General features: G+C 62.5%; 19 protein-coding genes. 13 read left to right on the forward strand and 6 right to left on the reverse strand.

All coding sequences use genetic code 11. From position 1 onward, the window contains the following. Genes eutA through doeB form a run of 5 tightly spaced genes read left to right on the forward strand, consistent with a single transcriptional unit; the run spans nt 1 to nt 4,996 of the window. Nucleotides 1-774 carry an ectoine utilization protein EutA gene (gene eutA, locus EN807_RS13930; RefSeq protein ID WP_135935321.1) on the forward strand — a complete coding sequence of 258 codons (774 nt, stop codon included), beginning with the start codon at nt 1-3 and terminating at the stop codon, nt 772-774. 16 nt (nt 775-790) lie between these two features. Further along, nucleotides 791-1,783, forward strand: a complete 993-nt coding sequence (gene eutB, locus EN807_RS13935; RefSeq protein ID WP_135935322.1) for a hydroxyectoine utilization dehydratase EutB — start codon at nt 791-793, stop codon at nt 1,781-1,783. Further along, nucleotides 1,780-2,772, forward strand: coding sequence for an ectoine utilization protein EutC (eutC, locus tag EN807_RS13940; RefSeq protein ID WP_135935323.1), 993 nt, complete (start codon nt 1,780-1,782; stop codon nt 2,770-2,772). The genes eutB and eutC overlap by 4 nt, the downstream gene beginning before the upstream one ends. A gap of 38 nt (nt 2,773-2,810) precedes the next feature. Then, a complete protein-coding gene (gene doeA, locus EN807_RS13945) occupies nt 2,811-3,989 on the forward strand; it encodes an ectoine hydrolase DoeA (protein WP_135935324.1) in 1,179 nt (392 codons plus the stop codon). Between the two features lie 5 nt (nt 3,990-3,994). Further along, on the forward strand, nt 3,995-4,996 hold the full coding sequence (doeB, locus tag EN807_RS13950; protein ID WP_135935325.1) for a N(2)-acetyl-L-2,4-diaminobutanoate deacetylase DoeB: 1,002 nt from the start codon (nt 3,995-3,997) through the stop codon (nt 4,994-4,996). Between the two features lie 279 nt (nt 4,997-5,275). Here the strand turns inward: doeB and EN807_RS13960 are convergent, their stop codons facing one another. The 3 genes from EN807_RS13960 to cueR all read right to left on the reverse strand — a co-directional run bounded on the left by EN807_RS13960 (nt 5,276) and on the right by cueR (nt 6,998). Then, nucleotides 5,276-5,944 (reverse strand): phytochelatin synthase family protein, encoded by a 669-nt coding sequence (locus EN807_RS13960; RefSeq protein WP_135935326.1) that lies wholly within the window; start codon nt 5,942-5,944, stop codon nt 5,276-5,278. A 110-nt stretch (nt 5,945-6,054) separates the two neighbouring features. Beyond that, nucleotides 6,055-6,603 (reverse strand): cytochrome c, encoded by a 549-nt coding sequence (locus EN807_RS13965; RefSeq protein WP_246684088.1) that lies wholly within the window; start codon nt 6,601-6,603, stop codon nt 6,055-6,057. Continuing rightward, the gene (gene cueR, locus EN807_RS13970) at nt 6,600-6,998 is read right to left on the reverse strand and encodes a Cu(I)-responsive transcriptional regulator (protein ID WP_135935327.1); all 399 of its coding nucleotides are present in this window, start codon (nt 6,996-6,998) and stop codon (nt 6,600-6,602) included. The genes EN807_RS13965 and cueR overlap by 4 nt, the downstream gene beginning before the upstream one ends. A 930-nt stretch (nt 6,999-7,928) precedes the next feature. Between cueR and EN807_RS13975 the strand changes: the two genes are divergently transcribed. The 3 genes from EN807_RS13975 to EN807_RS13985 are packed head-to-tail and all read left to right on the forward strand — an operon-like array spanning nt 7,929 to nt 10,919. Further along, a complete protein-coding gene (locus EN807_RS13975) occupies nt 7,929-8,996 on the forward strand; it encodes a type III polyketide synthase (RefSeq protein ID WP_135935328.1) in 1,068 nt (355 codons plus the stop codon). After that, nucleotides 8,993-9,721, forward strand: a complete 729-nt coding sequence (locus EN807_RS13980) for a methyltransferase domain-containing protein (RefSeq protein WP_135935329.1) — start codon at nt 8,993-8,995, stop codon at nt 9,719-9,721. The genes EN807_RS13975 and EN807_RS13980 overlap by 4 nt, the downstream gene beginning before the upstream one ends. Then, nucleotides 9,699-10,919, forward strand: coding sequence for an NAD(P)/FAD-dependent oxidoreductase (locus EN807_RS13985; protein ID WP_135935330.1), 1,221 nt, complete (start codon nt 9,699-9,701; stop codon nt 10,917-10,919). Before EN807_RS13980 ends, EN807_RS13985 begins: the two co-directional genes overlap by 23 nt. Before the next feature lie 63 nt (nt 10,920-10,982). Here EN807_RS13985 and EN807_RS13990 read toward each other — a convergent pair whose 3' ends face one another. Both EN807_RS13990 and EN807_RS13995 read right to left on the reverse strand, forming a co-directional pair. Then, on the reverse strand, nt 10,983-11,282 hold the full coding sequence (locus EN807_RS13990; protein WP_135935331.1) for a hypothetical protein: 300 nt from the start codon (nt 11,280-11,282) through the stop codon (nt 10,983-10,985). A 349-nt stretch (nt 11,283-11,631) separates the two neighbouring features. Next, entirely contained in the window at nt 11,632-11,895 is a 264-nt protein-coding gene (locus EN807_RS13995; RefSeq protein WP_189522409.1) for a hypothetical protein, read from the reverse strand. 283 nt (nt 11,896-12,178) lie between these two features. On the opposite strand from EN807_RS13995, the gene EN807_RS14000 reads away from it, so the two are divergent. Continuing rightward, the gene (locus EN807_RS14000) at nt 12,179-12,502 is read left to right on the forward strand and encodes a hypothetical protein (RefSeq protein ID WP_135935332.1); all 324 of its coding nucleotides are present in this window, start codon (nt 12,179-12,181) and stop codon (nt 12,500-12,502) included. A gap of 421 nt (nt 12,503-12,923) precedes the next feature. Next, entirely contained in the window at nt 12,924-14,363 is a 1,440-nt protein-coding gene (locus tag EN807_RS14005) for an FAD-binding oxidoreductase (RefSeq protein WP_135935333.1), read from the forward strand. A gap of 63 nt (nt 14,364-14,426) precedes the next feature. Here EN807_RS14005 and EN807_RS14010 read toward each other — a convergent pair whose 3' ends face one another. After that, entirely contained in the window at nt 14,427-14,855 is a 429-nt protein-coding gene (locus tag EN807_RS14010) for a hypothetical protein (RefSeq protein ID WP_065010222.1), read from the reverse strand. Nucleotides 14,856-15,338: 483 nt separating this feature from the next. On the opposite strand from EN807_RS14010, the gene EN807_RS14015 reads away from it, so the two are divergent. From EN807_RS14015 to EN807_RS14025, 3 genes are all read left to right on the forward strand, one after another. Continuing rightward, the gene (locus EN807_RS14015; RefSeq protein WP_135935334.1) at nt 15,339-16,835 is read left to right on the forward strand and encodes a tlde1 domain-containing protein; all 1,497 of its coding nucleotides are present in this window, start codon (nt 15,339-15,341) and stop codon (nt 16,833-16,835) included. Nucleotides 16,836-17,241: 406 nt separating this feature from the next. Further along, complete coding sequence (locus EN807_RS14020; protein WP_135935335.1) at nt 17,242-18,027, forward strand: ThuA domain-containing protein; 786 nt, start codon at nt 17,242-17,244, stop codon at nt 18,025-18,027. A gap of 77 nt (nt 18,028-18,104) precedes the next feature. After that, entirely contained in the window at nt 18,105-19,163 is a 1,059-nt protein-coding gene (locus EN807_RS14025; protein WP_135935336.1) for a Gfo/Idh/MocA family oxidoreductase, read from the forward strand. The last annotated feature ends 12 nt before the right edge of the window (nt 19,164-19,175 follow it).

Genomic DNA, 19,175 nt, shown 5'->3' on the forward strand with positions numbered 1-19,175 from the left:
ATGAAAAACTTGCCCGAAATCAGACTGACGCCGACACGGCCGGCGCTCGACGCGCGTCCCCTGGAAAAGCGCGTCGGGTTGATCATCCTTGCGACCGACCATACGACCGAACCGGATTTTCGCCGCATGGTGGCGAGCGACCGGATCGGCGTTTATGTCGCGCGCATTCCCTACGCCAATCCGACGACGCCGGACAATTTGCGCAAGATGCAGCCGTCGCTTACGGCGGGCGCGGCGCTCATCCTGCCCGATGAGCCGCTCGACGCGATCTGCTATTCCTGCACCTCGGCCTCCGTGGTCATCGGCGATGCCGAGATCGAGGCGGCGGTGCAGGCGGCCAAGCCCGGCGTGCCGGTGGTCACGCCGCCGATGGCAGGCGTGCGCGGCTTGAAGGCGCTGGGCGCCAGGACGATCAGCATCCTTACTCCCTATACGGTCGAAACCAGCCGGCCGATGGCGGCCTATTTCGCGGCGCATGGTTTCGAGATCGCCGGCTTCACCTGTCTGGGCTTCGAGGACGACCGAGCGATGGCGCGGATTGCGCCTGCGTCGCTGGTCGATCTGTCGCTCGATGCGATGGACGAAAGAGCCGACGCGCTGTTCGTCTCCTGCACGGCGCTGCGGGCAGCACTTGCCGTGGTCGGCATGGAAGAGGCGATCGGCCGTCCGGTCGTCACCAGCAACCAGGCGACGGCCTGGAACTGTCTGCGGCTTTGCGGCGACGACGAACCGCGTGCCGAATTCGGCCGTCTGATGACGCTGCCTTTGAATTGATTGCAGAGCAAAGGTCATGACCGCGAACGACGTCACCCTGTCCGATATCCGCGCGGCGCGCGAGTGCATCGCAGCTAAGGTCGAATGCACGCCGACCGCGCTTTCTCCGAGTCTTTCCGGGCACTTGGGCGCGCCTGTTTATCTCAAGCTCGAACATCGGCAGACCACCGGCAGCTTCAAGCTGCGCGGTGCCTCGAACGCCATCGCGTCGCTGAACGCCGAGGAGAAGGCGCGTGGCGTGGTCGCCGCCTCGACCGGCAATCACGGCCGGGCGCTGGCTCATGCGGCGAAGCTCGAAGGCATGCGGGCGACGATCTGCATGTCGCGACGGGTGCCGCAGAATAAGCTCGATGAAATCCGTCGGCTTGGCGCTGAGATCCGCATCGTCGGCAACAGCCAGGACGATGCGCAGCAGGAGGTCGACCGGCTGGTCGCGGAAGAGGGGCTGGTCATGCTGCCGCCCTTCGACCATCCTGATATCATCGCCGGTCAAGGCACGCTCGGGCTGGAGATCATCGAGCAGGTTGCGGACGCCGCTTTGGTGCTGGTGCCGCTGTCCGGCGGCGGACTGGCAGCGGGTGTCGCCGCGGCCGTGAAGGGCGTCAGTCCGAGCACGAAGGTCATCGGCGTTTCGATGGCGCGGGGTGCGGCAATGAAGGCGAGCCTCGATGCCGGACATCCAGTTTTGGTCGAGGAACTGCCGACACTGGCGGATTCGCTTGGCGGTGGCATCGGCCTCGACAACCGGCTGACCTTCTCGATGTGCCGCGACCTGCTCGACGACGTGATCCTGCTCGACGAGGGCGAGATCGCCGCCGGCATCCGCCATGCCTATGAACAGGAGCGCGAGATCGTCGAAGGCGCCGGCGCGGTCGGCATCGCCGCCGTACTGTCCGGCAAAGTCAGGGCGAGCGGCCCCACGGTGCTCATTCTGTCGGGCCGCAACATCGACATGACGCTGCACAGGAAAGTCGTTTGCGGCGCAGCAATTGAGGAGAACGCTGCATGAGCCGAATGACGATACTCACCGAAGCCGAATTGCGCGCGATCGTGAAGCTCGATCTCGATGCCGTCGCCTGCGTCGAGAATGCGTTCCGCGCGCTTGCCACCTTGCCGGTGGCGATGCCGCCGATCCTGCGGCTCGACATTCCCGAGCATCGCGGCGAGGTCGACGTCAAGACCGCCTATGTGCCTGGGATAGACGGTTTTGCCATCAAGATCAGTCCCGGCTTCTTCGACAATCCGAAGCTCGGCCTGCCCAGCGTCAACGGCATGATGGTGCTGCTGTCGTCAAAAACCGGGCTGGTCGAGGCGCTGCTGCTCGACAATGGTTATCTCACTGACATCCGCACAGCGGCGGCCGGAGCGGTCGCGGCTAAACACCTTTCGCGGCCGGACTCCTCGATCGCCGCGATCTTCGGCGCCGGTGTCCAGGCTGGACTGCAGCTCGAGGCGCTTATGCTGGTGCGGCCGATCGCCGAGGCCCGCATCTGGGCCAGGGACGCCGCCAAGGCCGAGGCTGCGGCGGATGCATTGCGCGAAAGATTAGGCATCGCCGTGCGCGCCGAGCCCGACGCGGCAAATGCGGCCGCCGATGCCGACATCATCGTCACCACGACGCCGTCGACCGAGCCGCTGATCAAAGCCGGCTTCGTCTTGGCCGGCCAGCACATCACCGCTATGGGCTCGGACGCCGAGCACAAGAACGAGATCGCTCCGGCGATCCTGCGCATGGCCGATCTCTACGTCGCCGACAGCGCGAAACAGACGCGGCTGCTGGGCGAACTGCACCATGCCATCGCGGCGGGCGTGATGGCGGCCGATGCCGAAGTGACCGAACTCGGCCAGATCATCGCCGGCGAAAAGCACGGCCGGCGCTCAGCCAGCGACATCACCATCGCCGACCTGACCGGCACCGGCGTCCAGGACACGGCGATCGCCACGCTCGCCCGCGACCGTGCGCGGGCGGGGAATGCCGGGACAATTTTCGAAAGCTGATGCTGGCCGGAAGGCCCAACAAACGAGGACCAAGAACAATGCAGCCCAATCTCAAATTCTCGCGCGGCGAATATGCGGATCGCCTCGCCAAGACACGGACGGCCATGGAGGCCAAGGGTGTCGATCTCCTTATCGTCAGCGATCCGTCCAATATGGCCTGGCTGACCGGCTATGACGGCTGGTCGTTCTACGTGCATCAGGCCGTCATCGTGCCGCCGTCGGGCGAACCGGTGTGGTACGGGCGCGGTCAGGACGCCAACGGCGCCAAGCGCACCGCGTATCTCGCGCACGACAATATCGTCGGCTATGCCGACCACTATGTGCAGTCGACCGAACGCCACCCGATGGATTTTCTCTCGCAGGTGCTGGCCGATCGCGGCTGGGGCAAGCTCAGCATCGGCGTCGAGATGGACAATTACTGGTTCTCGGCCGCCGCCTTTGCTTCGCTGCAAAAGCATCTGCCCAACGCCCGCTTCGTCGATGCCACGGCACTCGTCAATTGGCAGCGTGCGGTGAAGAGCCCGACCGAAATCGACTATATGCGCAAGGCCGCCCGGATCGTCGAAGCGATGCACCAGCGTATCGTCGACAAGATCGAAGTCGGCATGCGCAAATGCGATCTGGTCGCCGAGATCTATGATGCCGGCACGCGCGGCGTCGACGGGATCGGTGGTGACTACCCAGCGATCGTACCGCTGCTGCCATCGGGCCCCGATGCGTCGGCGCCACATCTGACCTGGGACGACCGGCCGATGAAGTCGGGCGAGGGTACCTTCTTCGAGATTGCCGGCTGCTATAACCGCTATCACTGTCCGCTTTCCCGGACTGTGTTCCTTGGTAAACCCACACAGGAATTCCTCGATGCCGAAAAGGCGACGCTGGAAGGCATGGAGGCCGGGCTTGCCGCGGCAAAGCCTGGCAACAGCTGCGAGGACATCGCCAACGCCTTCTTCGCGGTGCTGAAGAAATACGGCATCGTCAAGGACAACCGCACCGGCTATCCGATCGGGCTTTCCTATCCGCCGGACTGGGGCGAGCGCACCATGAGCCTGCGCCCCGGCGACCGCACCGAGCTGAAGCCGGGCATGACCTTCCATTTCATGACCGGCCTGTGGCTGGAGACGATGGGGCTCGAGATCACCGAATCCATCCTGATCACCGAGACAGGGGTCGAGTGCCTGGCCAATGTGCCGCGCAAGCTGGTGGTGAAGAATTGAGCCCGATGTCCAGCCTTCGCCCCTCACCGATCACGCCGACCGTCGATTTCGACCGCGACGGCGTGCAGCACGGATTCCTGCGGCTGCCTTACAGCCGTGACGATTCGGCCTGGGGATCGGTGATGATCCCGATCTGCGTGATCCGCAACGGCAGCGGGCCGAGCGCATTGCTCACCGGCGGCAATCATGGCGACGAATATGAGGGGCCGCTGGCGCTCTACGATCTCGCCCGTACGCTCGATCCGAAGCACGTCAGCGGCACGGTGATCATCGTGCCGGCGATGAACTATCCGGCGTTCCGTGCCGGCACCCGCACCTCGCCGATCGATAAGGGCAATCTGAACCGCAGCTTTCCCGGCCGGCCCGACGGCACGGTGACCGAGAAGATCGCCGATTACTTCCAGCGCGAACTTTTGCCGCGCACCAATATCGCGCTCGACTTCCATTCCGGCGGCAAAACGCTCGACTTCGTGCCGTTCTGTGCCGCCCATGTCCGGCCCGACAAAGTGCTGGAAGCGAAGGGGTTCGCGGCGGTCGAAGCGTTCTCGGCGCCGTGGTCGATGAAGATGCTGGAGATCGATGCGGTCGGCATGTTCGACACTGCCGCCGAAGAGATGGGCAAGCTGTTCATCACCACGGAGCTTGGCGGCGGTGGCACCTCCCGCGCGGAAACGGTGCGAATCGCTCGTCGCGGCGTGCTCAATGTGCTGCGCCATGGCGGCATTGTCGCCGGTGCGGTCGAGATGCAGCCGACCCGCTGGCTAGACATGCCGTCGGGCGATTGCTTCTCGTTCGCCGAGGACGATGGGATGATCGAAACGATGATCGATCTGAGCGAACCTGTCGAAGAGGGCCAGGTCCTGGCGCGCATCCACTCCATCGGCCGCACGGGTGCCGCACCTCAAGAGATCAGGGCAAGAATGGGCGGCATGCTGGCCGCGCGGCATTTCCCCGGATTGGTCAAGGCGGGCGACTGCACCGCAGTGGTCGCCGTGCTGGTCGATTGAAAGCAGCCGCAGGGGCTCGGCTCATGGATTAAGGCAGCTTAATTTAATAGCGCGCGGCGTCGAGGGCGCGCGAAACTCCTCGAGCTCCGCTTTGGCAATGCCGGCGACTTCGGCGTCGCTGAGATAGCTACCGCCGGCGACTTCCTTGAGGAAGCCCGACAACGCCTCGACCAGCGCATCCCTGACCGCCTTTTTGCAGCACGGCGAGATTGCCCCACCCCGGCGCCCGAGCCGGGGGCACTACGCTCGTTGGCGGTCTGCGAACTGCTTGCGACCGTGCTACTCGATAAGCAGCAAGCCGCGCTTTTTGTCGCCATCGCTGTCGATTGTGTTCATGGCTGAGAACAGGCGCTCACGCTCGATCAGCCAGGGCTTGTAGTCCTCGTTTACGTCGAGGACGAAGACCAGGTCCTCGGCCTCCAGATATCCTCCGATCGGGGAAAAATGGCCAGCGCCGGCGCCGAAAATCTTCTCACGGGTGAAGTTGACGATGTAACGGCGGCCGGGATCGTTGGCCCGCTTCATGTGCTCGCGAAACGCATCAGCGCTCAAATTCCGAAGCACGGAAACCTTCCGCCTGGTGTTCGTTCGAGCGACCTCGGCAAGCTCGTCCAGCGTGAGCCCGATGATGCAAAAGCCTGTCCAGCACTTTCCGGTTCCGGCGAGGACTTCGGCTTCGGTTGTCTCCTCCTCGCCGATGGAGCGGAATGTGTTTGCGACACTTGCCGGGCCGCACCTTGATCCGTTTGATTGCCATGTGACGTCGGCATTGAAAGTGGCAGCCACGGGGAGCTTCCAGGCACTGTCAATCAATCCAGGGGTGCGGATAACCGATGACTGGATCGCGTCTTGCGAGACTCTGGACTGGCCAGCAATCAAAAGTGCGCTGCCGGCCAGCAGGCCGACGACGGCGATCACAATCACACCGAAAGCGAGACTGCGCTTCATTGCTGAACCTCGGAGGCAGCAACAGGACAATGAAGAAACGGCACCGCAACGTCAATCAGCGCCGCACCCGGCCAATCAGCCATCCGGTGATCTCGCGGATCGCTCGGCGATCACAGGACCTTCTGCCGGAACTTCGAATGACAGCTTGAGCAATCCTGCAGGATAAGATGCAGGAGGTGCTCGGCGGGAGCCTTGGCAGGATCGGCTTCTGCCGCTGCCGGCCGCTTGCCAAGCAGGGTGCCGCCGCCCATCGCCGGGCCGGAACCCATCCTCATGTCGTCGGTGATACTGGCGGGCGCCCGCTCGGCCTTGGCGGCCAGTGTGCTCGCCAGCGTCCCGATGTGACGGGCCAGCGCCTCGAATTCCGAACGGGCCTGGTCGATTTCCAACCTGGCGCCCGAAGGCGCACCCAATGTCGCGCGGGGAAATTCCGCAATGAGGGCAGGGCCGGTGCGGGCACGTAACGTCCCCGCCGCCGCCTTGAACGCCGCAGCGTCATAGTCCAGCTTGCCATCGAACATCCCGGCGATCGTCTTTGCGGCAGCGGCCATCTCCTTCATCGAGGACTGGCGTGTCGCGACGATTGGGTCAGGTCCGGCCGCGGCCACCACCGCGGAGGCGCAGGCAAGCGACAGCATCACTACGGCGGTCCACTTCACTGAACCATGCCCTCTCCCGCCAATTCGTCGATGATCGGGCAGTCCGACCTCTCGTCGCCATGACAGTGCTCGACCAAATGATGAAGCAGGCCACGCAATCCCACGAGTTCGGCGATCTTCCTGTCGATCTCCTGCAACTTGGCTTCGGCGATAGATTTGACGTCGGCGCTCTCGCGGTCCTTGTCTTGATAGAGCGACAGCAACTGGCGGCATGTGTCAACCGAAAAACCCAGGCTGCGCGAGCGCTGCAGAAACCGGAGGCGGTGGATGTCGGCTACCGAATAGTCGCGATAGCCATTGTCTGTCCGGGCCGGGCGCAAAAGCCCGATGTCCCCGCAGTAGCGTATCGTCTTGGACGGCAGGCCGGATTTCTCGGATGCGATGCCAATGTTCATGATGAAAATCTCCGTTCGCAAGGGAAATAGACCTTCCAGCTGCTGGAAGGTCAACCGCCCGAGGGTGATTTTCAGGCGCCGCAGCCCCTCTCAGCCGAGAAAGGGTGCAGCGGTAGGTTGGGACCATACGGAACGACGCAAACTCGAGCGGACGCGGACGTCACCCGCTCAAGGCAGGAGAGGCGGCGTCAAATGAGAGCGCTGGTTCTTGGATGGTATCGATCGGGCAGGGAACTTCGCCCGGTGAAGGAGCGGGGTCGTTAGCCCGGATAGCTGCTGCGCCTGCAGACCCCATGTGGGTTCCAGAGCCGACCCAAGTAACTGCCTACTCGGGCGTTGGATTTTCGCTAAAAGGCGTATCCTAACCTAGCCCAAGGAAGCTGAGTATCGCTATTACGATAACGACGGCCCCGACCAGCCAGATTATATTGTTCATGACAGCTCTCCTTGTCTTTACCGCGAGCCCTATGGCAGCTGGCCATTGTTCCCAAAATTGGGCTTCAAGCCGGCAATTGTTCCTAGGATCGGGGAAGCCCGCGCCTCCGGAGGAGCGCGGGCCGACCGGGATACGGGCCCCAATCCAGCAGCCAATATCCGGGAGATATTCGCTGTCATCCTACAACTGTTAGTATGCCCTAATGTTCCATCGATCAGCAAAAAGACCGTGCCCGGTGAGGGCCGGACGCAATGGCGCCTCGGCCCGAAGCGCGGGCTCTTGGTGGACGCCTCGGGAACGGAGCCTATGTTCCTAGTGCCGGCGAACCGCAGCATCGCCCGGCAGCAGCACATGCTGAACCTCGGGATGAAATCAGTTCTCAGAAACGTTCATCGAACAACACTCAAACCTGATGTCCAACATCTGGTGCCGATGACCACACAACCTCCGGCGGTGGCCCAAAATATACCGTGCACACGCCGAGGAGACAGAATATGCCGGCCAAAGCGTATATCAACCGGATCGCGACAGCGGTGCCGGAGCACGAGGTTCATCAATTCTATCTGCGTTTCGCGGCCTCCATGCTTGCCGCCGATCGCCGAAGAATTTTCAAACGCATGGCTGACCTTGCCGGCATCGAGCACCGCTATTCCTGCTTTGCACCTGCCAGCGACCCCGAAGGACCGTCAGCAGACCTGGCCGGGAGGTTCATCCGGGGCGCCTTTCCTGGAACGGCCGAGAGAATGGCAATGTTCGGAGATGCCGCACCTGTTCTGGCGAAAAAAGGCGTCGAGGGATTAGAGCTTGGTGGCGGCGTTTCCCGCATCACCCACCTTATCGTTACCACCTGCACCGGTTTTTCAGCCCCGGGCATCGACCTGGAGCTGGTTGCGCGATGCGGCCTGCCGGAAAGGGTTGAACGCACGATGATCGGGTTCATGGGCTGCTACGCGGCGATCAATGGCCTCAAGCTTGCCCGCCACATCGTCCGCTCCGACCCGCAGGCGAGGGTCCTGCTGGTCAATATTGAACTTTGCACGATGCATCTGCGGGAATCCAGCGGGCTGGAAAAGCTGCTGTCGTTCTGCCTCTGGGGCGACGGCTGTGCGGCTGCGCTCGTCACCGCCGAGCCGCACGGCATGGAGCTCGAAAGCTTTTACTGTATCGTGGCGAACGAGCGGCGGGATCTGATGAGCTGGAGCATTCGCGACAACGGCTTCGAAATGGTTCTTTCCGGCCAAGTCCCGGCAGCGATCCATGAGGCGTTGCGGAGCAACCAAGATGCCATCCTCGGCGACCGGCCGACCGAGGCGATCGACCTCTGGGCCGTGCACCCGGGTGGACGTTCGGTTCTCGACGCCGTCGAAAGGGCCCTGAAGCTTGCACCCACCGCGCTGGAGCCATCGCGCGAGGTGTTGCGCCAGTACGGAAACATGTCGTCCGCGACCGTCATGTTCGTGATGAAAGAGATGTTGAAGGCGCCACCAGGCCAACTCGGCTGCGGCATGTCGTTCGGACCCGGGCTGACGGCCGAAACCATGCTTTTCCGAACGGTGTCATGAGCGGCCTGGAGCAGCGCCAGCTTGAGCCGGAAATCCTCGACGGACTTGCGGGCGACGATCCGCGAGCGCTTGCCGCGCGCCGCGACCTCTGTCGCATCAACGCCCTGATGTTTCAGGCGAGGATCATGGCGTCGCTGCTCCGGAAATTTGTGCCAAACCCGCCACGCCGGATTCTGGAGATCGGCGCCGGCGATGGCTCCTTCATGCTGGCGATAGCGCGGCGCATGGCCGGGCATTGGCCTGGGGTCGAACTGGTAATGCTCGACCGCCTCGACCTCATCACCGCGCAATTGCGTGGTGATTTTGACAGGCTGGGATGGGCGGTCGAAGGCGTCACCGCCGATGTCTTCGACTGGGCGAGAAAGAATGAGGGGACGCGGTTCGACGCGATCACCGTCAATCTGTTTCTGCATCATTTTGACGATGCCGAGCTCGTGCGTCTGTTTTCGCTGATGGCGCCGAAGGCCCCGCTGCTCGTGGCGACAGAGCCGTTGCGGGCGAAACTGGCGTTGGCCGCGACGCGTCTTCTGCCGGCAATCGGCGCCAATGACGTCACTCGAAACGACGCGGCTCAAAGCGTGCGTGCCGGCTTTCGCGGCAGCGAGCTTTCCGGTCTCTGGCTCGCAGCAAACGGCAAGCCGGTCGAGGAACGGCGCGCCGGCCTTTTTTCCCACATTTTCGTCGGTACCGGTGTGATGACCTATGACGCGATTGGCGACACATGACGCGATCATCATAGGCGCCGGCCCGGCGGGCACATCCGTCGCGCTCACGCTGGCCCGGCGCGGATGGGCCGTGGCTATTGTGGAAAAGAGCGCGTTCCCGCGCCGCAAAGTCTGCGGTGAATATATATCGGCAAGCAATCTTGCGCTTCTGGACCAGCTGGAAATCGGCGATGCCTGGCGTGCCAATGCCGGCCCCGAAATTCGCCGTGTCGGCTTCTTTTCCGGCGAAGCTAGTGTCGAGGCGCCCATGCCTCGCGCGAAAGATGGGCCTTCTGCCAACCCTGGCTTCGGCCGGGCGCTCGGCCGGGATATTCTCGATTGTCTGCTTTTGCAGGCGGCGCGATCGGCGGGCGTCGAAATCTTTCAGCCTTGCCGCGCCGTCGCCATCGACCGGGATGGCGAGATGCAAATGGTGCGAATTCAAGCCGGGAACGAAACGACGATGTTGCGTGCGCCGGTGATTGTCGCCGCACACGGGTCCTGGGAACCAGGACCGCTGCCCAGCCAGCTCGGGAAGACCAACCGCTGTTCGGACCTGCTCGGCTTCAAGGCGCATTTCACCGGGTCGTCCCTGGCGCCTGATTTGATGCCCCTGCTGGTGTTTCCCGGCGGTTATGGCGGCATGGTTTCGGCGGATCATGGCCGGCTGTCGATTTCGTGCTGCATTCGGCGCGATATGCTCGCACGGTTGCGCAAGCAGTCTGGCCCCAACCAGCAGAGCCATTTGTCGGCGGCCGATGCGGTCTGCCGTCATCTGAGGGAATCCTGCCGGGGTGTCAGGGATGCCCTGGAGTCAGCTCACGCCGACGGTTCGTGGCTTGCCGCAGGTCCGATCCGGCCGGGAATTCGCTCCTGCTACGAACGGGACATCTTCCGCGTCGGCAATGCAGCCGGAGAGTCTCATCCCGTTGTGGCCGAGGGCATCTCGATGGCGCTTCAGTCCGGCTGGCTGCTGGCCTGCGAACTCGCATGCGCGCCAGGCGGCTGTGCAGGGCGCGAAGCTGCCGGCAGACGCTATGAGGCGGCCTGGAAAAAACTATTTTCGACGCGGGTATACGCCGCGGCAGCACTTGCCGGGATTGCCGTTACCCCCGGCAGCGCAACCTTGATGACTACAATTATCCGGAATTTCCCGCAGGCGCTAACGTTGGGTGCGCAATTAAGCGGCAAGACAAAGCCGGTTCCCGGCTTTGTCTAACAAGTGGGCGGCGCATCATGCGCAAACGAAGGCACTACAGCGTGCTCAACAAGCGCTAGCTCCTCACTTGGGGCAATTCTCCATGTCCGAAGTTGCAGTGCCACTGGCGGAGTTTGTATTCGCATCGGCGCCCGCCGTTTCCTTACACCGGTCACCCATGCCGTCGGGGCCTGTGGTTGTTGAACCGGTTACGTTTGGATCGGCAGGATTTGCATTATCGGTGCCGGGAGCCATGGTGCCAGTGCCTGTCCCGGTGCCCGCTCCCGGATCGCTGGTACCGGATCCTGTGCCGGTTGATTGCGCCATCGCCGAAGTGGCAAGGGCGATGCTGAGTACGGTTGCAGAAAGAATTTTCTTCATCATGATGGGTCTCCATTGGAGTTGCATCGCTGATTGCGATGATTATCCAACGAGCGTTTTTTGGAGTTGTTCCGTCGGACAGAAATTGTGATTGAGCCGATGACAATCCAAGCAGCAATGCTGGCGAAACAGCGAACGAGCGCCATCTTTTTTCGGTTTCGATGGAACAAGATCCGCCAGCCACGGTTGGACGCACAGTCGTTCTACAGCGACTGGAAAGCCGTTCGCACGGCATTCGAACAAGGCCCTGCGCTTCCTCCCCGCGGGGCCTTTTCTGTTGCAGCAGGAACTTTTATGGAATTTGGAGCCTACCCGGAGTGGGCCGGCTAGCTGCGCCATTGGATGCTGCCGTTCACGGCTCGTCGATATCTTGCTTCGAGGGGTTGCGCGAGATGGCGCGTTCCTCTTCGTCGTCCGGCAACGCCTCGTCACTTTCCTGGTACGGATTGTCGTCGTCTTCCTCGGGCAGTTCAGCCTCCTTCTCGAGGTCGTACCGGATGTCGCCGTTTCCCGGCACGCTGTCTGGCATAATTTCGCCGCCTTTAATCGCGTCCCAGTCCTGCTGTTCGATGGTAGGGCCTTCGGACGGATCGTCGGGTTTTCTGCGCGGTGCCATCAGAGCTCTCCTATGCATTGGTTGCTCATATGGCTTAACTCCGCGGACCGCTGCGTAGTTCCTCGACCGAACCGGCGGAGACCGCCTTACGGCGATCCAGCACCCATCTCGGTTGGCCTGCCGGCGCGCTTTTTATCCGGGCCTTTAGTCTCCGGCCTTTAGTCTCAATGAGAGCTGACTGTTAGGCGGGGGTTGCAAAAAGTTGAACTTTTCGCGGAACACTCCGTCTGTCTCGCTGTTGGTTTGCCAGCGCATTCCGCGCATTCGGAACAGGAGAACGACGATGAAACGCATCCTTTTGGCGTCGGTCATGCTGGCAGTGTCATCCGGGCTTTCACTTGCCCAGACGACAAGCGGAACCTCGACGAGCGGAACCTCGACGACCACAACCATGCCTAGCACCACCGATCAGGGAGCCAACTCCACTACCACAACCGATCAGGGAACTGACTCGACCACCACCAGCGGCACCAATCCGAACTCGGCCAAGGATTGCGCACCTGGCCAGCAGACCGGCAGCGCGAAAGAGGCCGCTCCTGGTCAGCAGGACACGGATGCCAAGACCGCCGCCCCCGGCCAAATGAAGAAGACTAGCGAAGATTGTTGATCGGCAAATCACCACGGGCCGGAATTGCCGGCCTGTGGCTCGCCATCATCGTCGATTCAGAAGCGACGGTGTGAGCCGTCTGCGCGACACCGGATCGAGGAAGACGTGCTGTGCGCCTCGACATGAGCGATGTCCTTGCCGGTGACAGCCACAGGTCTGGCGGGCGGGCGACGCCGTTGCGGCCTACTGCCTGCCCGGACGGGCTGAAGGTGAGATCGGGCGGTATGCTGGCGAGCAAGCTGCGTCTGCGTTCCTCGCAAATCGGCCGTCTGCGTCATATCTCATCCGATTGAGCGCAGCCGCCGACGCGCGCGCAATACCGCCCGGCAAGCCACTAGGAACTTGCTTGACCTCTAATATGAGGGCAAACTTGGAAACGGGTGAAGGGAAAACGGCTCAAAAAACAATCGGGAGGAAAGCCATGAACAGCATGAGCCTCACCACGCTTGAACGCGGCAAGACGACAGTCGATGCCGCGGCCCTGGAGGCGCTTTCGGCGCAATTGCGCGGCACCGTGCTGAGGGAAGGCGACGCCGCCTATGACGAGGCACGCAGCATCTGGAATGCCATGATCGACCGGCGGCCAGGGCTGATCGTGCGCTGCGCCGGTGCCGCCGACGTTATCGCCGCCGTCAATTTTGCGAGGGAAAATAAGCTGCTCGTCGCGGTTCGCGGCGGCGGCCACAACATCGCCGGCAGCGCCGTCTGCGACGGCGGCCTAATGATCGATCTGTCGCTGATGAAGTCGGTGCGGGTCGATCCGGCGACGCGGCGGGCATGGGTGGAACCTGGCGCGACGCTCGCCGACGTCGACGCGGAAACACAGGCCTTCGAACTGGCGGTGCCGACCGGCATCAACTCGACCACCGGCATTTCAGGCCTGACGCTGGGCGGCGGCTTCGGCTGGATCACGCGGAAATTCGGCCTGACCATCGACAATCTTCTCTGCGCCGATGTGGTTACCGCCGACGGCAAGCTGCTGCGCGCCAGCCAGACCGAAAACCCGGACTTGTTCTGGGCGCTTCGCGGTGGCGGCGGCAATTTCGGCGTCGTCACGGCTTTCGAGTTCAAGCTCCATCAAGTCGGTCCGCAGGTGCTGTCGGGACTCGTCGTCCATCCCTTCGCCGACGCTGAAAACGTGTTGCGGGAATACCGAGCCGCGCTCGAAGCAGCGCCCAATGAGCTGACCTGCTGGGTGGTCATGCGGCAGGCGCCGCCGCTGCCGTTCCTGCCGGCCGAATGGCATGGCAAGGAGGTGCTGGTCCTGGCCATGTGCTATTGCGGCGACCTTCAGGAGGGCGAGAAAGCGACGCAAAGGCTTCGAGCCATCGGCACACCGATTGCCGATGTGGTCGGCCCCAACCCGTTCACCGGCTGGGAGCAGGCATTCGATCCGTTGCTGACGCCCGGCGCCCGGAACTACTGGAAGAGCCATGACTTCACCGAGCTTTCCGACAGCGCGATCGAGGTCGTCACGGCCGCGATACCCAAGCTTCCGGGGCCGGAATGCGAGATATTCTTCGCCCATATCGGCGGTGCCGCGAGCCGGGTGGCAGCGGATGCAACGGCGTTTCCGCAGCGCAGCGCGCATTACGTCATGAATGTTCACGCCCGCTGGCGCGAACCGGAAATGGACCGCGCCTGCATCGACTGGGCGCGCGGTGTTTACGAGGCGGCCTCGCCCTATGCCGCCGGCACGGCCTATGTGAACTTCATGCCGGGCGACGAGGTCGACAGGGTCGAAGCAGCCTATGGCGGCAACTATCGGCGGCTTCTGGAAATCAAGCAGCGATATGATCCGCTGAACCTGTTCCGCATGAACCAGAACTTGCGCCCGGTGGAAAACCTGCGCGCTGCATAGGCGTGCGTCACGCGATGACAAGGCCCGCGCCTCCGGCGGAGGTCGCGGGCCCCATTTTTCGGTTCATACGCTGGCAGGTATCAGGATCGCAATGCGATGCACGCCGACCGCGGCACTTGTGTTCGTGGCACCGTCGGTCTTGCCCTTGGCGCAAGTGTACATGTCGCCTTCTTTGAGTTTGAATTCCTTGTCCGCTTTCTTGATCGTGAATTCGCCGGCAGCGATCGTGCAGACCATGTCGTTGTCCATGACCATTTCAGGAGCCACTGCTCCGGGCTGAAAGACCACGTCGACGATTGAGATGCTCTTGTAAGCGGGAATGTCGGAGTTGCCAGTGCCGACCTCCACCACTCTGACGCCGGGCGCAATCTCCTTGCCTTCATTCGGGCCGTACTCCTTGGCCGTTGCGGATCTCGCCAAAGCGAATAGAGGCGTAACTGCGGCGGCCGTGACTCCGAGCGCAATTGCAGACCTGCGATTCATGGTTTCCATCGCATCCTCCCTTTTGTTGGTCGCGCACAAATGTGCATAACCAAGATATATTAGCACGAACGAATTTACCTGTATGCAAAAGGCTGCTTTGGCAGCGCAGCCTGCGCGCAGACGGTCACGGGTGGTGCGATGCTTTTTATCCTGAAACAGCCTTCAGCTGACGCCTGCCCAGGCAAGGTCTAGTCCTTTCGCTTTGTTGACTCGGCCTGCAAAAACGGGCAGCAAAGCCTGACATGGAGGGCATTTCTACCATTTTTTGAAATCGACCTTCGCCCAATTGGCGATCGGTAGAGGGATTGGTTAACCAAGTTTGTCCATCTTTTGAATCAATCGGCAACAGACGTGAAGCGTGCAGGGGGCACCAGACGACTGTGATTGTGATGGCTGCGAGCCCCGCATGCCGCAAGGCCGATTGAGGTTGGTTGTATGGCGTTTGTGCGTTTGAAAAACCGGGGTGACAATCCTGATACTGGACTGATTTCGATGAGGCCCGGCCGGCGCTGGGCCGCGATCCCCGTTGTTGGCGTTGCAATCGCTCTGTGGTCGGTCGCGACCATGGCCGGCCTCCATTCGGTGGGAACCTCGCTCACCGCTGCCTCCAACAGTCTTCCGCAAAGCCTGCTCTCGCCGCGTTCCATCGCGCTCGCCGATCACCGGCGCAAGCTTGCCAATCCATGGACCAATTCGTGGGCGCCGTCACTGGCAAGCCGGCAGCATCAGGCGTCGCTGCTCAGCCGATGCGATGCCGGCTGCGCGCACGCGGCCGCGAACTTCGTGCATGAAGGCAAGGTGGCGCGTCTCAAGCCGTTAGCGCAGCCGGATACTGTGCCGCTTGTCGCGGAAATCTCGCCGCAAGCGCGCTTCGACAGCGTGGTGGCGAGAGCCGCGCTGTCGCCGCAAAAACTTGCTGCTGCCTTTGCCCACACCACTGCACCACCTCCTATGCTTCCCAGTCTGCACACGCGCATTGTGGAGTCGGTGCGCCTGCCCAATCAGCATGGTCCGGCGTCCGTGCGCTTCGGGCCGGAGGACGCTGAAATCGAACGATCCTCCCGCCTGGCGCTGGCGCTAGCGATTGCATTGCCGGAAAGGATGATCGACGTTTTGCCAGAGGAGGCGACGGCCGATCCTGCTGCGCCGCCGGAGGGCGAGGTGCAGATGGCCTCGCTGCCGCCGCAGGACGAGATGTCCGACAGCGTCCCCTTGCCGACCTTCCGCCCGAGGGCGGAAATCGACCAGCCAGCCGAGGCGCCCGAGGTCGAGGCACCCATGGCCAAAGCGCCCAAAGTTCAGGCATCGAAACCCGCCAAGGCCCAGTCTCAGCCATCCAAAGCCAACAAGGTCCGGACCGCCGACGCTCCGAAGGTCGACACGCCCCGGGCGCCAGCCTTGTCACCGAGGAGTTCGTCACCGGCGGCTATGCCAAGCATGCAAGCCAACCAGGGCAGCCCGGGCATGCAAAGCAACCCGGGCAAGCAAAGCAGCCCGGGCAAGCCGGTCAAGCGGTCGAAGGCCCAGGCCGCAGAGATGCTGGCCTATGCTAAGCCCGACAGCCCGGCCGGCGGCGGTGGAGTCTTCCGCAACCTGTTCACCAAGCCGGGCCTGGGCAGCGGCGTCGCCGTCTACGACATCTCGGCGAAAACCGTGTATATGCCGGACGGTTCGCGGCTCGAGGCGCATTCGGGACGGGGCTCGATGGCCGACCAGCCGCGCTACGCCAACCGGAAGAATTTCGGCCCGACACCGCCCCACACCTACGATTTGAGGCTGCGCGAATCGCGCTTCCATGGGGTCGAGGCGCTGCGTCTCATTCCCGTCGATGGCAAGAACAAATATGGCCGCGACGGCTTTCTTGCCCACACCTACCTGCTGCGTGGCGGCCGCGCGGAATCGAGCGGCTGCGTCGCTTTCAAGGACTATGCCCGCTTCCTCGCCGCCTTCAAGAAAGGCAAGATCAAGCGCCTCGTGGTGCGCGGCTAACCAAGCCGCCGATGCAGGTCGCGTCGGAAGGGACGGGAGCCTGAGCCATCTGTGGCGGCGCAGAATGAAAGCCGTTCTGTCGCGGTCCTTCGCGCCCCCCTCTGTCCTGCCGGACATCTCCCCCACAAGTGGGGAGATTGGCAGTTTCGACGCTCCGCTCGTTCCTGCAACGTTGGTGATTTTGCGAAAGCCGGTGTGACATCCAATCTCCCCCTAAGTGGGGGAGATGTCCGGCAGGACAAAGGGGGTGCTGTCCCGCCAGATCGCTGGCTTTGCCGTGGGGACTTTCCCCGCCGGATTTCCACCCAATTGTCAGCAACCGACCTCGAAAGCGTTTTCAATCCCGTCCAGGGATACTATGACTGGAGGTACCGGGGCGGCGGCTTCAACCGATCAAGAGGATGTTATGACTATACGCGCTGTCGTTTGGGGCGAGAATATCCACGAGCGGACCAATGAGGTGGTCGCGGGGATCTACCCTGAGGGCATGCACGCAACGATCGCCAACGCGCTGAAGCTCGATCCCGAAATTTCCGCGTCATGGGCGACGCTCGAGCAGCCGGACCATGGCTTGCCGGCCGACCGTCTGGCGCAAACCGATGTCCTGCTATGGTGGGGACACAAGGACCATGGTGCCGTCGCCGACGACGTTGTCGGGCGCGTGGCGCGCCGCGTCTGGGAAGGCATGGGGCTGATCGTCCTTCACTCCGGCCATTTCTCAAAGATATTCAAGACGCTGATGGGTACGCCCTGCACGCTGAAATGGCGCGAGGCCGGCGAGCGCGAGCGGCTCTGGGTGACGAGCCCCAACCACCCGATCGCTGCCGGGATCGGCGAGTATTTCGAGCTCGAGAATGAGGAGATGTATGGCGAGCAGTTCGCCGTGCCGGAGCCGCTGGAAACGGTCTTCATCTCCTGGTTCCAGGGCGGCGAAGTGTTCCGGTCGGGGCTGACCTATCGGCGCGGCGCCGGCAACATTTTCTATTTCAGGCCAGGTCACGAGACTTATCCGACCTATCACGACGCCACAGTCCAGAAGGTGCTGCGCAACGCGGTGAAATGGGCGCATAACCTGCAAGGCTCACATCCAGCCATCCTCGACGCGCCGAACGTGCCGGTGGAAAATGCGCTCGAGCCGATCGTCGAGCGCGGCGGAAAACTCTATGCCGAGGGCGAAGCCAGTTTTCGCTAGACCGATTTCCCGAACCTTAGGTTCGGGAAATCCATGGTCGAACAACAAGATAAAGCCCCATCCTAAGGACAAGAATCATGCGTCTCCTGATACTCGGCACCGGCTGGATGGCGGAAGAGCACGCCAGGCAGTTCGGCAAGATCGAGGGCGTCGAACTGGTCGGCGCAGTCGATCTCCATCGCGCGCGTGTCGACAAGTTTTCGGACAGCTACGGTATCCCCAATCGGTTCACGTCGCTGGAAGACGCGCTCTCATGGGACAAGTTCGACGCGGTGGCGAACGTCACGCCGGACCGCATCCACCATCCGACCACCATGATGCTGGTCGCGGCGGGCAAGCCGGTGCTGTGCGAAAAGCCGCTGGCCGAAAATTACCAGAAGGCCAATGAAATGGCCGATGCCGCCGAGCAAGCTGGAATCATCAACATGGTCAACCTGACCTATCGCAACGTCGCCCCGTTGCAGAAGGCGCGCGCCATGGTGCTTGCCGGCGAAATCGGCCAGGTCAGGCATGTCGAGGCGTCCTATCTGCAGAGCTGGCTGGTTTCCAAATTCTGGGGCGACTGGCGCACCGATCCGAAATGGCTGTGGCGGCTGTCGCGCGGCCACGGCTCCAATGGCGTGCTGGGCGATGTCGGCATCCATATCCTCGACTTCGCCAGTTATGGTGCGGCGCTCGACATCGATCATGTGTTCTGCCGCCTCAGGTCCTTCGACAAGGCGCCGGGCAACCGGATCGGCGATTACGAGCTGGACGCCAATGACAGCTTCGCCATGGCGCTGGATTTCAGCAACGGCGCCGTCGGCGTCGTTCATGCCAGCCGCTGGGCAACCGGCCACCTCAACGAGTTGCGGCTGCGCATCTATGGCGACAAGGGCGGCATCGAAGTCGTGCACAATCTGAATGGCTCGGAGCTGAAAGTGTGCATGGGCGAGGACATCGAGAACGCCAAATGGCAGGTTCTCGATGTCGGAACGGTGCCGACCAACTACCGGCGCTTTGTCGATGCGGCGCGCACTGGCATTCCGCCCGAACCGTCGTTCCGGCATGCAGCCGAATTGCAGCAGGTGCTCGACCTCGCCGTCGTCTCCGACGAGAAGAGGGCTGAGCTCAGGGCCCATACCGAAACCCAGTGATGTCGTTCGCTG

Source organism: Mesorhizobium sp. M5C.F.Ca.ET.164.01.1.1 (assembly GCF_004792125.1).
GTDB lineage: Bacteria > Pseudomonadota > Alphaproteobacteria > Rhizobiales > Rhizobiaceae > Mesorhizobium > Mesorhizobium wenxiniae.